The 14,504-nt window shown below is 71.1% G+C and carries 14 protein-coding genes and 1 pseudogene; 6 read left to right on the forward strand and 9 right to left on the reverse strand.

The window, feature by feature from the left end; all coding sequences use genetic code 11:
* The first annotated feature begins 9 nt into the window (after positions 1–9).
* Positions 10–669: an ABC transporter permease gene (locus PBV52_RS49645; protein ID WP_274249997.1), complete on the forward strand. Its 660-nt coding sequence runs from the start codon at positions 10–12 to the stop codon at positions 667–669.
* A gap of 189 nt (positions 670–858) precedes the next feature.
* Positions 859–1,380, forward strand: coding sequence for a hypothetical protein (locus tag PBV52_RS49650; RefSeq protein ID WP_274248821.1), 522 nt, complete (start codon positions 859–861; stop codon positions 1,378–1,380).
* Positions 1,381–1,439: 59 nt separating this feature from the next.
* Here PBV52_RS49650 and hemC read toward each other — a convergent pair whose 3' ends face one another.
* Positions 1,440–2,375 carry a hydroxymethylbilane synthase gene (hemC, locus tag PBV52_RS49655; RefSeq protein WP_274248823.1) on the reverse strand — a complete coding sequence of 312 codons (936 nt, stop codon included), beginning with the start codon at positions 2,373–2,375 and terminating at the stop codon, positions 1,440–1,442.
* 17 nt (positions 2,376–2,392) lie between these two features.
* Entirely contained in the window at positions 2,393–3,619 is a 1,227-nt protein-coding gene (locus tag PBV52_RS49660) for an MFS transporter (RefSeq protein WP_274248825.1), read from the reverse strand.
* Positions 3,620–3,774: 155 nt separating this feature from the next.
* On the opposite strand from PBV52_RS49660, the gene PBV52_RS49665 reads away from it, so the two are divergent.
* Positions 3,775–4,782, forward strand: a complete 1,008-nt coding sequence (locus tag PBV52_RS49665) for a DUF5937 family protein (protein WP_274248827.1) — start codon at positions 3,775–3,777, stop codon at positions 4,780–4,782.
* A gap of 162 nt (positions 4,783–4,944) precedes the next feature.
* On the opposite strand, the gene PBV52_RS49670 is transcribed toward PBV52_RS49665, so the two are convergent.
* The 3 genes from PBV52_RS49670 to PBV52_RS49680 are packed head-to-tail and all read right to left on the reverse strand — an operon-like array spanning position 4,945 to position 6,493.
* Positions 4,945–5,358 carry an arsenate reductase ArsC gene (locus PBV52_RS49670; RefSeq protein ID WP_274248828.1) on the reverse strand — a complete coding sequence of 138 codons (414 nt, stop codon included), beginning with the start codon at positions 5,356–5,358 and terminating at the stop codon, positions 4,945–4,947.
* 26 nt (positions 5,359–5,384) lie between these two features.
* Entirely contained in the window at positions 5,385–6,122 is a 738-nt protein-coding gene (locus PBV52_RS49675; RefSeq protein ID WP_274248830.1) for an MIP/aquaporin family protein, read from the reverse strand.
* Complete coding sequence (locus PBV52_RS49680) at positions 6,119–6,493, reverse strand: helix-turn-helix transcriptional regulator (RefSeq protein ID WP_274248832.1); 375 nt, start codon at positions 6,491–6,493, stop codon at positions 6,119–6,121. The genes PBV52_RS49675 and PBV52_RS49680 overlap by 4 nt, the downstream gene beginning before the upstream one ends.
* A gap of 104 nt (positions 6,494–6,597) precedes the next feature.
* Here PBV52_RS49680 and arsM point away from each other — a divergent pair, with 104 nt between their 5' ends.
* The 3 genes from arsM (at position 6,598) to PBV52_RS49695 (ending at position 10,189) form a co-directional block, all read left to right on the forward strand.
* Positions 6,598–7,491, forward strand: coding sequence for an arsenite methyltransferase (arsM, locus tag PBV52_RS49685; RefSeq protein ID WP_274248834.1), 894 nt, complete (start codon positions 6,598–6,600; stop codon positions 7,489–7,491).
* A gap of 82 nt (positions 7,492–7,573) precedes the next feature.
* Entirely contained in the window at positions 7,574–7,807 is a 234-nt protein-coding gene (locus PBV52_RS49690) for a hypothetical protein (RefSeq protein WP_274248836.1), read from the forward strand.
* A gap of 318 nt (positions 7,808–8,125) precedes the next feature.
* Entirely contained in the window at positions 8,126–10,189 is a 2,064-nt protein-coding gene (locus tag PBV52_RS49695) for a serine protease (RefSeq protein ID WP_274248838.1), read from the forward strand.
* Between the two features lie 88 nt (positions 10,190–10,277).
* On the opposite strand, the gene PBV52_RS49700 is transcribed toward PBV52_RS49695, so the two are convergent.
* The 4 genes and pseudogenes from PBV52_RS49700 to PBV52_RS49715 form a co-directional block, all read right to left on the reverse strand.
* On the reverse strand, positions 10,278–11,054 hold the full coding sequence (locus tag PBV52_RS49700) for an NPP1 family protein (RefSeq protein ID WP_274248839.1): 777 nt from the start codon (positions 11,052–11,054) through the stop codon (positions 10,278–10,280).
* Positions 11,055–11,281: 227 nt separating this feature from the next.
* Entirely contained in the window at positions 11,282–12,262 is a 981-nt protein-coding gene (locus tag PBV52_RS49705; RefSeq protein ID WP_274248841.1) for an ATP-dependent DNA ligase, read from the reverse strand.
* Positions 12,263–12,337: 75 nt separating this feature from the next.
* Complete coding sequence (locus PBV52_RS49710) at positions 12,338–13,024, reverse strand: response regulator transcription factor (protein WP_274248843.1); 687 nt, start codon at positions 13,022–13,024, stop codon at positions 12,338–12,340.
* 202 nt (positions 13,025–13,226) lie between these two features.
* Positions 13,227–14,380 (reverse strand): annotated as a pseudogene (locus tag PBV52_RS49715) (histidine kinase).
* Positions 14,381–14,504 lie beyond the last annotated feature (124 nt).

Consider the following 14,504-nt stretch of genomic DNA (forward strand, 5'->3'; position numbering starts at 1 on the left):
GCCGACACCATCGACCTACTGCTACGGCCGCCCGCACCCCGCGCCGGCTGGCGACTGCTGCCCGCCCGGGTCCTGGCGATGTGCGCCGTCGAGCTGCAGAAGCTGCGCCACGACCGCACCGAGCCCTACACCCGTGCGGTCCAGCCCGCCCTCTGGCTGCTGATCTTCGGTCAGACCTTCACCCGGCTCCGGACGATCCCCACCGACGGCGTCCCCTGCATCGACTATCCGGCCCCCGGCATCATCGCCCAGTCCGGCAAGGCGTTCGCGGCCGGGGTGAAGTCCCTGGTCCAAGCCGTCGTCGTGATCGTCATTGCCGCGCTGCTCGGCGTCGCGCCGACCTGGAACCCGCTGAAGCTGCTCGGCGTCGCCGCGGTCGTCGTCTTCGGATCCGCTTTCTTCTCCTGCCTGTCGATGATCATCGCCGGTATCGTCCTCAGCCGCGACCGGCTGATGGGTTTCGGCCAGGCCATCACGATGCCGCTGTTCTTCGGCTCCCACGCGCTCCACCCGCTGTCCGTGATGCCGGGCCGGCTCCAGGCGGTGAGCATGGCCAACCTGCTCAGCCACCAGGTCGACGCGCTGCGCGGCCTCCTCCTCGGCACTCCGGCACACCTCGCGCTCGGCATCGCCGCGGCCTCGTCGCTGCTGGGCCGGCCGGCTCGCTGATCTTGGTGCGGAACGTGATGTGCGGCACGTAGCCGAACTCGGCCGTCAGGCCAGAAAGCGGATTCTTCCTGCCCACGGCTTGATCGGTGATCAAGGGGGCGAATGGGCTGGCCACAGCGCATTCTGCTCATTTGACAGTGCACTCGGCGCAAAGATAGGAAGCAGCTCTCTGAGGTCGAGAGGTGGACTGTGTACGAGCCGAACGTGGTCGGGGACTGGCACGAGTACGACGAGCATGCCGGTCTGCGTGTCCGCGTCCACTGCCTGGAAGCCGCGGAGCCACCGCGCGGGCGGGACGACGCCGCCGAAGGGCTGACGTACTTCAGGGTCCGCGTCACCGTCGAGAACCGTGGCGAGAGGCACCTCGGCATCCACCTCGAGGACGGCCAGATCGACGTGCGGATCGGCCGCGACGGCGAGGCCGCGTTCATCGACTGGCGCAACTCGCAGTTCATCGAGGGCTTCGACGTCTACCCGCTGCGCCGGGCCACCGCCGTGCTGTACGCGGCCGGCCCGGAGGCGAGTCTGAGCCAGGTCGACGTGCAGATCCAGCTGCGGGTCGAGGAGGAGTGGGCGGACCGCCGGCTGTGGACCGGCGGCCTCGGCCTGCAGGAGAACTCCGTCGGAGCCCACTCCGTCACCCTGCGCGACGGCCTCGCGCTCCAGGTGAGCAACTTCCTGCGGGACCAGGCCGAAGAGGGCACCGCCTGACGCGGAGCGGCTCGGCGGGGGCGTCGTCCGGCGCGGAAGCGCCCCGCGGGCCCGGCGTCTCAGTGGGGGATGCCGTCGATGATCTCCCGTGCCCCCTGACGCAGCAGTGCGACCGCCACCGACGTACCGAGCGTGGCCGGGTCCAGTCGGCCGGCCCACTCGTGGGCGTTCAGCCGCGTCTTGCCGTCCGGGGTGAACACACAGGCCCGCAGGGACAGTTCGCCGCTGCGGTCCACGCGCGCGTACCCGGCGATCGGGCTGTTGCAGTGCCCCTGCAGGACGTGCAGGAACATGCGCTCGGCGGTGGCCTCCCGGTAGGTGTCCGGGTCGCCGAGGCCGCTGACCGCGTCGATGAGCTCGGTGTCGCCCTCCCGGCACTGCAGTGCGAGGATGCCCGCGCCGATCGGCGGCATCATCACCTCGGGGGAGAGGACCTCGCTGATCACGTCAGGGCGGCCGATGCGCTCGAGGCCGGCCACCGCGAGCAGCAGCGCGTCCGCCTCGCCTGCGGCCAGCTTCTCCAGCCGTCGGTTGGCGTTGCCGCGGAACGGCACGCACTGAAGGTGCGGGTGGGTGGCGGCCAGCTGGGCTACACGGCGCACCGAGGAGGTGCCGATCCGGGTCCCCGCCGGCAACTCGTCCAGCGTGAGTCCATCGGGATGGATGAGGGCGTCCCGGACGTCGTCCCGCTTCAGGAACGCGGCGAACGTCGTCCCCGCGGGCAGCGGCCGGTCGGCGGGGATGTCCTTGACGCAGTGCACGGCGAGATCGGCCTCGCCCGCCAGCAGGGCCGCGTCCACCTCCTTGGTGAACGCCCCCTTGCCCTCGACCTGGGACAGATCGCCCATCCACTTGTCGCCGGTCGTCTTCACGGGCACGACCTCGGTGCGCACGCCCGGGTGGAGGACCGCCAACTCGGCGCGGACACGCTCCACTTGGGCGAGCGCCATCGGCGAGTCACGGGAGACGATACGGATCAGTTCAGGGACGGACATGCGGACACGATAGACCGTCACAACCCCGCGTCCGTACGGTACCGCCCCATTTCCGCCCGGCCCTTGCCGCCCGCCCCGTCCTCGACGCCCGCGCGCACCTGCCGGATCAGCACCGCCAGCGCCCCGACCGTCAGCAGCCCCCCGACCAAGAACGTGCCGCGCACCCCGATCACGGGCAGCAGTACGCCCCCGAGCAGCGCACCGGCGGCGATGCCCACGTTGTAGGCGGCCGAGTTGGCCGCGAGGGCGGTCTCCGTGCGACCCGGCGCCACCTGGATAACCCGGCTCTGCGTCGCCATGAAGATGGTCGCGACCGAGGCGCCGAGCAGCATGATCAGCACGACGCTCACCGCCGGGACGTGCCCGGTCGCGTAGAGCCCGAGCAGAGCCACCGCCTGGGCCGCCACCGGCACGGCCAGCGTGGCTCGCGGGAAGCGGTCGAGCAGCGGCCCGGTCACGGTGACCCCGGCCAGCGCCGCCCCGCCGAACGCGAACAGCACGCCGCTCACCGCATCCTCGCCCAGTCCGCTCACCTCGTCGAGGAAGGCGACGACGTAGGTGAACCCGGCGAAGAAGCCGGTCACCGACAGGGCGGTGACGGTCAGCACGACGTAGAACCCGCGGCGGTCGGGGGTGGCCCCGTACGCGGAATGACCGTCCTGCGGGCGGGACGACGGCAGCAGGACGCCGATGGTCACGAGCGAGACGAGTGCGAGCACGCCGAGCAGCGCGAAGGGCGTCCGCCAGTCGGTGTGCCCGCCCAGCCAGGTCCCGGCCGGCACCCCGGCCACGGTGGCCAGGGAACCGCCGACGGACAGCAGCCCGATGATCCGTCCCCGTCGCTCGGGCGGAAACAGCCCGACCGCGACCGGCCCCATCACCGACCAGAACAACGCCTGCGCCAGCGCCGTCGCCACCCGCGCCGCCAGCAGCAGCCCATACGACACACCTCCCAGCGCCGACACCCAACTGGCCACGGCGAGCAACCCCAGCAGCCCCGCGAGCAGATACCGACGCGGCAGGGAACGGGTCACATGGGCGAGGGGCAATGACACGACAGCCACGGTCAGGCCGTACCCGGTCACCAGGGCGCCCACGGCCGCCAGTGAGACCCGCAGGTCGTCCGCCATGAGCGCGAGCAGGCCGACGGGCAGATTCTCGGTGGTGTTGAAGGTGAACGCCGCCAGCATCAGTGCCGCGACGACGGCGGCACGTCGCCAGGGTGCCGGACGTACGGTGCCCATCCATCCGCCTTTCCGCCAGGGGGAGTCGGGGCAAGCGTGCCGGTCCGCGGGGGGCGCCTCTACTCTTTCGATCAGGGGCGAATCTTGAGATCCCCGATCCGGCCGGGGCGAGATCCCCGGTCCGGGATGAATCGCTGCTCACGACGGGGGTTGCCATGCCGCTCGCCCTGCACCTCGGCACCGACGACCTCACGCGTTGCCGGTTCGCGATCTCGCCGCTGTGCCAGACCCACGAGGCGCTGCGCCTGCTCCGCCGGCCCACCCGGCACGGCTACCACCAGGGCTGGCTGCGCCGCATGCGCCGTACGGTCGCCGGCCTCGACCTGGCACCGCTGTGGCTGTTCATCCCACCACCCGGCGGCTACACCCCGGACTTCCTGGGCCCGCCGCCGGAGGAGCCGTATCCCGCCATCGAGGACGAGTTGGCGCGGATGCGCGCCACCGACCCGGATCTGGCCCACGCGGAGATGACCCGCTCGCTCAGCTGCACCCCCGGACTCGCCGAATCACCCCAGGGACGCGCCGCGCTCGACGACCCCGCCGCCACCGTCCGGCGCCTCGCCGACCTCACGGAACGGGCCTGGCGCGCCCTGCTTGCCCCGGACTGGCCGCGCCATCGCGCCGTTCTGGAGGCGGACATCGCGCACCGCTCGCGCAGGGCGGCGGACGGCGGACTCGACGTGCTGCTCACCGGACTGCACCCAGCCGTCGACTGGGCCGGTCACACCCTCACGCTGCGCCAGTACAGCGATGTTCCGGACGCTCAACCCCCCGATGGCAGAGGCGTGTTGCTCATGCCGAGCGTGTTCGTGTGGCCGGACGTGGTCAGCGGCTTCGCCCGGCCCTGGCAGCCGACGGTCATCTACCCCGCCCGAGGCATGGGCCGCCTGCACACCGCCCCGGCACCGCGCCCGGCGGAGGCGCTCGCCCGGCTGCTGGGCCACCAGCGCGCCGCCGTCCTCGCCGGCCTGACCGCCCCGTCCTCGACGACGGACCTGGCCCGCCGCCACGGCCTGGCCCCGTCGACCGTGTCGTCCCACCTCTCGATCCTCCGGGAGGCCGGCCTGCTGGAGTCCCGGCGCCAGGGCCACTACGTCCTGTACGGGCGAACGGCCCTGGGCGACGCCCTCGTCGACGGGGACGTCGGACCGGCGGCCGACTGATCCGGACCGTCGACAGTGCGGCAGCACGGCAGCGCGGCCGCGAGGGCGGGTTCGTCATGATCACGCCCGTTCCGGTCCGCACTGCAGCCCGCGCTCGTGAGCAGATCCTGCCGTCCGGTGTCCCGGAGTGTTCTCGTCCGCGGCCTCGTCACGGCCCGGCCGTCAGCCGGGCGCCACTTCCGAAATCAGTGCTCGGACTCGTGTCTCGATCGCGTCGCGGATGGGTCGTACAGCCTCGACGCCTTGTCCGGCGGGATCGTCGAGCTGCCAGTCGAGGTACCGCTTGCCGGGGAAGACGGGGCACGCGTCGCCGCACCCCATGGTGATCACGACGTCGGACGCCTGGACAGCCTTCGCCGTGAGGGTCTTCGGGGTCCGGTCGGAGATGTCGATGCCGACCTCGCCCATCGCTTCGACCACGGCCGGGTTCACGGTGTCGGCGGGGGCGGAGCCGGCGGAGCGGACCTCGATGCGGTCGCCCGCGAGGTGGGTGAGGAAGGCGGCTGCCATTTGGGAGCGGCCGGCGTTGTGGACGCAGACGAACAGCACCGAAGGGCGCGCGGCGGGAGTGCTCATGGCGGGTGTCTTTCTGGGGGGTGTGGTCAGGAGGAGGCGGGTTCGGGTTCGCTGCGCGGGACGCCGGTGTCGCGGTGTGCGGGGGCGCTGTTCGGGCCGTAGACCGCGGCCACGAGGCCGAGTCCGAGTGCGGCGCCGAGCAACTGGGCGGCGATGAACGGCGCGACGGAGGCGGGCGCGATCCCGGCGAAGGTGTCGGTGAAGGTCCGGCCGATGGTCACCGCGGGGTTCGCGAAGGACGTGGAGGAGGTGAACCAGTAGGCGGCCCCGATGTAGGAGGCCACCGCGGCCGGAGCGAGCGCGGCGCGGCCTGTCCGGGTGAGACCGAAGATCAGCAGGAGCAGCCCGGCCGTGGCGACGACCTCGCCCAACCACAAGTGGTCGGCGGACCGGTCGTGGGTGGAGAACTTGACCAGCGGCTCGGCGAACATGGCGTCGGCCAGGACCGCCCCGCCGATCGCCCCCGCGATCTGGGCGGGTACGTAGGCTGCGACATCCCGCAGGGTGAGGCCGTCCGGGGCACGGCGGCCGGTGAGCCAGGCGGCGAGGGTGACGGCCGGGTTGAAGTGCGCGCCGGAGACCGGCCCGAGCAAGGCGATCAGTACGCCCAGGCCGAAGACGGTGGCGAGGGAGTTGGCGAGCAGTTGCACGCCCACGTCGCGCGAGAGCTCGGTGGCCTGGATGCCGGAGCCCACGACCACGGCCACCAGGAGCCCGGTGCCGATCGCCTCCGCGGCTGTACGACGGCCGAGCGGCGCGGTCACGCGCCGGATCCGGCGGGCTGCGGGGCCGCCAGGAATGCGCCGAGCCGGCCCAGGACGCCGGGCAGCGCCCAGTAGTAGACCCAGGTGCCGCGCCGCTCGCAGTCGATGAGCCCGGCCTGGCGCAGCAGCTTCAGGTGGTGGGAGATCGTCGGCTGGGACAGGTCGAAGGCGGGGGTCAGCTCGCACACGCACACCTCGCCGCCCTCCCCGCGCGAGGCGATCATCGACATCAGACGCAGCCGGACCGGGTCACCCAGGGCCTTGAAGACCTTCGCCAGCTCGGCCGCCTGGTCCTCGTCCAGTGGCGCGGCGGACAGGCCCGGGCAGCAGGCGGAGCCTTGGCCGATCACCTCAAGCTCTTGTTTCGACATGGCTCTATGTTGACGTTTTTCGATTCAAGGCGCAAGCTTGCATCAATGAACGTCAATACAAGCCGTTCCGGGCTGTGCTGCAGCCCGTCACCTGGGAGTGAGTCATGAGCGAGCAGTCCACCGCCCTGCGTGAAACGGTCCGCCGGCGGTACGCCGAGGCGGCCGTGAAGGTCACCGAAGGCGGCACCACCTGCTGCGGGCCCGAGCCGGTCGAGGTCGACGAGAACTTCGGCTCGACCCTGTACGCCGCGGACGAGCGCGACGCGCTGCCCGCCGAAGCCGTCGCCGCCTCCCTCGGCTGCGGAAACCCGACCGCCGTGGCTGAGCTGTGCGAGGGCGAGCGCGTCCTCGACCTCGGCTCCGGCGGCGGCATCGACGTCCTGCTCTCCGCACGCCGCGTCGGGCCGACGGGCAAGGCGTACGGGGTGGACATGACGGAGGAGATGCTCGCCCTCGCCCTGTCCAACGCGGCGAAGGCGGGGGCGACGAACGCGGAGTTCCTCAAGGGCACGATCGAGGCGATCCCGCTGCCCGCGAACACCATCGACGTCGTGATCTCGAACTGCGTGATCAACCTGTCGGTCGACAAGTCCGCCGTCTTCGCCGAGACCTTCCGCGTGCTCAAGCCCGGCGGCCGGATCGGCATCTCCGACGTCGTCGCCGACGACACCCTCACCGCCGAACAACGGGCCGAACGCGGCGACTACGTCGGCTGCATCGCGGGAGCCCTGACCTTCGCCGAATACCGCGGGGGCCTGGAGGCCGCCGGTTTCACCGACATCCAGATCACCCCCACCCACCCGGTCGCCGACGGCATGCACTCCGCCATCGTCCGCGCCGCCAAGCCCGCCACCGGCCCGGACACCACGGCGACGTCGGCGGCGGACGACTCCTGCTGCGGCGTCACCGCCTGCTGCACCCCGGCTGAGCGGGCGACCGACCCCTCCGTCACGGTCGGTGCGGCCAAGAGCGCGGCCGAATGCGCCTGCCAGAACTGACCTCTCACGCCCGGCGGCCAGCGCGCAGCCGACCGCTGCCGGGGATGCCTCGCTCATGTAGGTCGAGGCGTCAACCCGAAGCTTGGCAGCGGGCATCGTGGTGGGGCGGGCCGTGGTCGTCGACGTGCGGGAGTCGCTCCCCCTGGGCGGCGTACTGAACGCGCTCGGCAGTCTGGGTGCTTCCCTGCTCTACGGGCGCCTGGCCCGTCGGCGCCGGCCGGAAACGCTGATGGCCGTCGGCGCAGCCGCGTCCCCTCTCGTCGGCCTGTTCGGCACCCACAGCGCCGAGTCCGCCCCGACACCCACGGACGCGTGAGCCGGAGGGCCCCAAGCTCCAGCGGGGAACGTCCGGGCACCGGCGGACCGGTCGGCCACTCCGGCCTGAACAGGGGCACGCCCGGCACCTCGGCCGGACGGTCACCTCGCCGTCCTGGAGACACCCCCCGCTCCAGGGGCCCTCTGCCCTCCGAGCCGGCGCCGAGGTGCTGAATGCGCGTACGTCCGTTCGCTCGGCCGGGCCGAGCGCGGAGCGTGTGAATGTACGACGTTCCCCTCGCTCGTCTGTGCTTGGGCGTCCCCGCTGAGCACACTGCGTCGACATGGAGCTGTCGGAGCTTCGTCCGGGGGTGGTCGCATGACGAAACCAGACGACATGTCAGTCGCGGAGCTGCGCGCGGAGCTGAAAGCACGCGCGGAAAAGCTGGCAGACGGTGGTGGCGCGAGGGAAATGCTGTGGGATCCCGACTTGGCGGATGTCGAAGACGGCGAACTCGTGCAGACCCTCATCGCCAAGCAGAAGGTCATCTACGGCGTCGATGATCGGGCGGACATCTTTGAGCTGACCGACGCGGCCGATCGCCGGGACGCGGACAGCGTTGCTGCCCTCTTCAGGGCAGCGGAAGTGATCGACAACGGTGACGGTACCTCGAGGCTCACCACGCAGAACTTCGGTACCTCGTACGGGTTGTGTGCCGGTGAACCCTTTCGTGATCAACCCGTGGGCGCGTTCTGTTCCGGCTTCCTGGTCGGGCCGGACGTCATTGCCACGGCAGGCCACTGCATCAACGCCACGACCGTCGGAACTGTGCGGTTCGTCTTCGGATTCCGCATGCGAGGGCCGGCGCAGCCAGTGACCGCGGTACCCAACGCCGACATCTATCGAGGTGTCGCTCTGTTGGGCCACACACTGACCTCCGCAGGCGCCGACTGGTCACTGGTCAGGGTGGACCGGCCGGTCACCGGGCGGGCGATCCTTCCCGTGCGACGCGAGGGGAAAATCGGGAACACCGAGCCGGTCTACGTCATTGGCCACCCGTGCGGACTGCCGACGAAGTTCGCAGATGGCTCGGCCGTCCGCGGAAATACAGAGGCTGATTTCTTCGTCGCCAACCTCGATACGTACGGCGGTAATTCGGGGTCTCCGGTATTCAACGAGAACACCCGCATCGTCGAGGGAATCCTGGTGCGCGGCGAACGGGACTTCCAACAACTGGGCTCGTGCCGTGTCTCCTACCCCTGCCCCGACACCGGCTGCCGGGGCGAGGACTGCACGCGCGCGACGGTGTTCGCCGGACTCCTCACACCCGCGAACCCTTGGCGTCACACCGATCTGACGGCGCACGGCAAGGCTCCGTTGCCTGCGGGCTCTCTGCATGGGTATGTGATGGATCAGGGGGGTAATCCGAGTCAGCACGTGGTTTATCAGGGTGTTGACGGGCGTGCGCATGAGTTGTGGTGGTACGGGCATCAGGGTTGGTCGCACACTGATCTGACGGCGCACGGCAAGGCTCCGTTGCCTGCGGGTCCTCTGCATGGGTATGTGATGGATCAGGGGGGTAATCCGAGTCAGCACGTGGTTTATCAGGGTGTTGACGGGCGTGCGCATGAGTTGTGGTGGTACGGGCATCAGGGTTGGTCGCACACTGATCTGACGGCGCACGGCAAGGCTCCGTTGCCTGCGGGTCCTCTGCATGGGTATGTGATGGATCAGGGGGGTACCCCGAGTCAGCACGTGGTCTATCAGGGCGTTGACGGACGGGCCCACGAGCTGTGGTGGTACGGGAACCGAGGCTGGTCGCACACCGACCTCACCGCGCACACCCACGCCCCCCTTCCGGCAGGCCCTCTGCACGCCAACACGAAGGTCTGGAACGGGGTGGCCAGTCAGCACGTCTACTACCAGGGTGTCGACGGTCACGCGCACGAGCTGTGGTGGCACCCCGACCACCGGTGGAACCACACCGACCTCACCGCGCACACCCACGCCCCCCTTCCGGCAGGCCCTCTGCACAGCAACACGAAGGTCTGGAACGGGGTGGCCAGTCAGCACGTCTACTACCAGGGTGTCGACGGTCACGCGCACGAGCTGTGGTGGCACCCCGACCACCAGTGGAACCACACCGACCTCACCCTGCGCACCAACGCCCCGCTCCCCGCGGGCGCCGTGCACGGATATGCACTGGACCAACACGGCGTCGTGAGCCAACACGCCGTCTATCAGGGCGTGGACGGTCACGCGCACGAGCTGTGGTGGCACCCGGACTTCCAGTGGAACCACACCGATCTCACCGTCCACGCAGCGGCTCCGCTGCCGGCCGGGCCGCTTCAGGGGTACACGATGCCCAACCAGGCGACCGCCGGGCAGCACGTCCTGTATCGAGGGGTGGACGGACGAGCCCATGAACTGTGGTGGCAGTAGAAGCAGCGAGCGCGAGGCCCCGGAGCGATCCGGGGCCTCGCGCTCGCTCACACAGCCGGGCCCTGCACCCCGAGCCCGAGGGGACTGATCAGGCGTACGGGTCGAACGCGATACCGGACGGCTTCGCCGACGCCAGGTGGTTCGCGAAGTTGGCGTCCTTCAGGCCGAAGTTGGCGCTGCCGAAGTCGTACGCGACCAGCTTGTCGCGCACGCCCGACGGGTAGCCGTTCCAGCCGACCAGTGGCGGGTACTGCCAGGTGCCCTTGTGGTTCTCCGGCGGCTCGTCGTTCGAGCCCGCGAGGCGGAAGCAGTGCGTGCTGACGCCGTCCTTGTGGTACACGATCTTGGCGTGCGTGCCGTCGAAGCGCACGGAGGACGCGGCGCTGATCGTGAACGAGCCGTGGTTGGACGTCGAGACGTACTGCACCGCGTTGTTCTGCACCCACACGACGACATGCTCCCAGTCGTGCCGGTGCCCGCCTATGCTGCTGCCCGCCACGGCCTGGTCCTTCTCGAAGTACAGGCCGTACATGTAGGCACACCAGCCGTTGTTGCACTTGTAACGCGAGTAGCCGTTGGTGTTGTCGAGGTCCGAGGCGTCACGGCAGTCGCCGCTGAGCGAACCGGTCGGGTTGAGGCCGCCGTTGACGGTTCCGTCCGGGCCGATGGCGGGGGTGGAGTAGCAGCCGTCGGTGTCGTAGTCGTAGGCGGGCTGGTACGTCTGCTCGGCGGCCTCGGCGTTGGCGGCCAGCGCCGCGGGCGGAGCGGCGAAGGCGACGCTCGGGAAAGCGATGACGAGCGCGGCGGCACCGGCCAGACCGGTGAGCCATCGCTTGCGGTGCGTGCGGAACGTCTGTGACGACACTGCGTCTCCTCGGGGGTCGGGGCGCAGCCCAACGGCCATGGGGGGAAGGGGAATTCAGAATCCAGGGTTTTCACTTCCGTGCCAAGAGGCACGGGCGTACCGCTGGTAACGATCAGCGCAACACTTGGAGCCCGTCCGCCGAGAAGGCGCGCCTTTCCCCCAGTTGGTCGAGCTGTCAGGAAGGCCCGACCACGGCCCTGTCGGGAGCTGTCGGGGCTGAAGCCGCGTCACACACTCTCGTCCGGCAGGTCGGCCGCCGCGTCCTGCGGTGCGAGGTCGGGCCTGAGCCGCAGCCAGGACGGCTGGCGCAGCATCCCGGACCTGGTGCGGACGCTGAAGCGCACCTCGCCGACCAGCCGGGGCAGCACCCAGCGCGCGCCTGCCACGCGCGGGGCGGGGTCGAAGGGGCAGGTGTCCGTCTCGGACGCCCGCAACAGCTCGGCCAGCTGCGTCCGTTCGGTCTCGCTCCAGCCGGTGCCCACGCCGCCGACGTACCGCAGCCTTCCGGCCGCGCGCTGTCCGACCAGCACCGCGCCCGGCAGGCCCGTGAGCCGCCCCTTGCCGGGCAGCCAGCCCCCGACGATGACGTCCTCCGTGCGCATGTTGCGGATCTTGATCCAGGCGCGGGAGCGCACCCCGGGCTCGTACACCGAGTCCAGCCGCTTGCAGACGAGCCCCTCCAGACCGTGCTCACGGGTCGCTCGCAGGGCCTCGGCGCCGTGCCCGACCAGCGCGCCCGGCGTCGACCAGTACGGCCCGCTCAGGCCCAGCTCCTCCAGCCGCCCGCGCCGCCGGGTGTAGGGCAGCGTGATCAGCGAGCGGTCCGTCAGGTGCATCACGTCGAACAGCACCAGATGGACGGGGGTCTGAGCCGCCATCCGCGCGGCCCGCGTGGGCGAGTGCGCCAGGCCCATGCGGGACTGCAGCAACTGGAAGTCGGCGCGGCCCTGTTCGTCCAGGGCCAGGATCTCCCCGTCCAGTACGGCGCGTGTGGTGCCGAGCGCGCCGCCCAGCGGCTCCAGTTCGGGATAGGCGGCCGTGATGTCCTCACCGGAACGGGCGCGCAGCAGCAGGCTGCCGTCCCCTTCCAGATAGACCACCGCACGCTGGCCGTCCTGCTTGGTCTCGTACGCCCAGCGCGCGTCCTGCGCGGCGGGCGGCAGGTTGCCGGGCGTGGCGAGCATGGGAGGGATCAGCGGCAGACTCACGGGTCAGTTGTCGACGGTCCCGCCCGCCGCCACGCACCCCTGCCGTCGTTTTCCCCTGAACGGCGGGCCGGGACCTCAGCCGTCCCCGTTCGGCGGCACGGCCCGCACCAGGCCGGACTGGTAGGCCATGACCACGAGTTGGGCACGGTCGCGGGCGCCCAGCTTGGTCATGGCACGGTGGACGTGGGTACGCACGGTCAGCGGGCTGACGAAGAGCTTCTCGGCGATCTCCTCGTTGGAGTGGCCCTCGGCCACCCAGGCCATGACCTCCCGTTCGCGGGCGGTGAGGGGGGCGAGATCCTCGGGCGCTGCCGACTGCGAGCTCTCGGCGGGGGAGGCCAGGAACCGTGTGATCAGCGTGCGGGTCGCGGTGGGGGAGAGCAGGGACTCACCGGCGGCCACGGTCCGGATGCCGTCGAGCAGCACGTCCGCGGTGACGTCCTTGCCGAGGAAGCCGCTGGCCCCGGCCCGCAGCGCCTGCGCGACGTACTCGTCGATCTCGAACGTGGTGAGGATCAGCACCCGCACCGCCGCGAGGTCGGGATCCGCGCAGATCGCGGAGGTGGCGGCCAGTCCGTCGGTGCCGGGCATGCGGATGTCCATCAGGACCACATCGGGGTGGTGGGTCCGGGCGAGGTCGGTGGCCTCGGCGCCGTCGGTGGCCTCGCCGACCACCTCCATGTCCGGGCAGGAGTCGATCAGGATCCGGAAGGTGGCCCGCAGCAGGGCCTGGTCGTCGACGAGCAGTACGCGGATGGTCATGGGCGGGGGTCTTCCGGTTCCGGAGCGGTCGGGTGCGGGGGCGTGCGGTGGTGATGAACGAGAACTGTTCCCGCCTCGGACATCTGCCAGGATCCAGGGAACAGCCCGGCACGTCGTCGTGCGTCTGCCGACATTCGCCGGTACTCGGAACGCAGTACGCGCCAGGGACAAGGTCATCCCCGAGGGGGAGCGGGGCCCGTCCTCACCACACGCACGGCAGCTCCACCTCGATCACCGTCGGCCCCCCGGCCGGGCTCGACATCCGCACCGTCCCGTCGAGCGCCGCCACCCGGCGCCGCATCCCGAGCAGTCCCGAACCGCCCGACTCGTCGGCGCCGCCGCGGCCCGCGTCGGCCACCTCGACCCTGAGCCCGCGCCGCATACGGGCGATCCGGACCGAGGCCTCGGGGAGCCGCTGTGCTTGGCCGCGTTGGTCAGTGCCTCCGCCACCACGAAGTACGCGGCCGCCTCCACCGCCGCGGGCGCCCTCGGCCCGTCCCCCTCCAGCCCCGCCACGTCCACGGTGACCCGCAGCCCGCTGCCGGCGGCCAGCGCCCGCACCGCACCGACCAGGCCGCGGTCGGTCAGGATCGGCGGATGGATGCCGCGCACCACGTGCCGCAGCTCGGACAGCGCCTGCTCGGCCTGGTCCTGGGCGTCGTCCAGCAGCCCCCGCGCGGCGTCCGGATCACGCTCGTAGGCCCGTTTGGCGAGCCCGATCCGCATGGACAGCGCCACCAGCCGGGCCTGCGCGCCGTCGTGCAGGTCCCGCTCGATACGGCGCAGTTCGGCGCCGTGGGCGGCGATCGCGTCGGCCCGGGACGTGCTCAGCTGCTCGACCCGCGCGGCCAGCAGCGCCTTCGGGGACGGCCTGAGCAGCGCGGTCGACCAGCCGGCCTCCAGGTCCGCCAGGCGCACGATCCACGGCAGCACGACGGCCCGCCGGCGCAGCAGCCCGCACCGCACGCCGTCGACGACGAGCCCGACCGGCCACAGCGGCAGGGCGAGGAAGACCAGCGCGCCGTAGACGTAGTAGGCGGCCATCCAGCGCAGATCGGTGAGCGTGCCGGGATCGCGTACGGCCGTCCGCAGCCGCTCGGTCAGCGGCCCCTCGACGGCCCGGTACGCCTCGGGGATCTCCCGCCCCGTCCAAGCGGCCGTCAGCCGCCGCTTCGCCCCGGCGATCCGCCGTACGAGCAGCACCGTCTCGGGCAGCAGCCAGGCACCGACCACCGCGACGGTCCCGATGGCGGCGATCAGCAGCACCGTGATGAAGAGATACATCCCGAAGGCCATCGCGGCGGCCACCGTCAGATGGACCGTCGCGCGTCCTGCCTGTCGCACCGTCGCCCGCATGCCCGTCACGCCAGGTGACCCGAGCGCCGCGCGCGGGGGTGCGGGCAGCCGGGGTGTCGGTGCAGCCCGCTCCACCATGTTCCACCGTTTCGTTCAATCAAGTGACTTAGATTGTAGGTGTGCG

It is taken from the genome of Streptomyces sp. T12 (assembly GCF_028736035.1).
GTDB lineage: Bacteria > Actinomycetota > Actinomycetes > Streptomycetales > Streptomycetaceae > Streptomyces.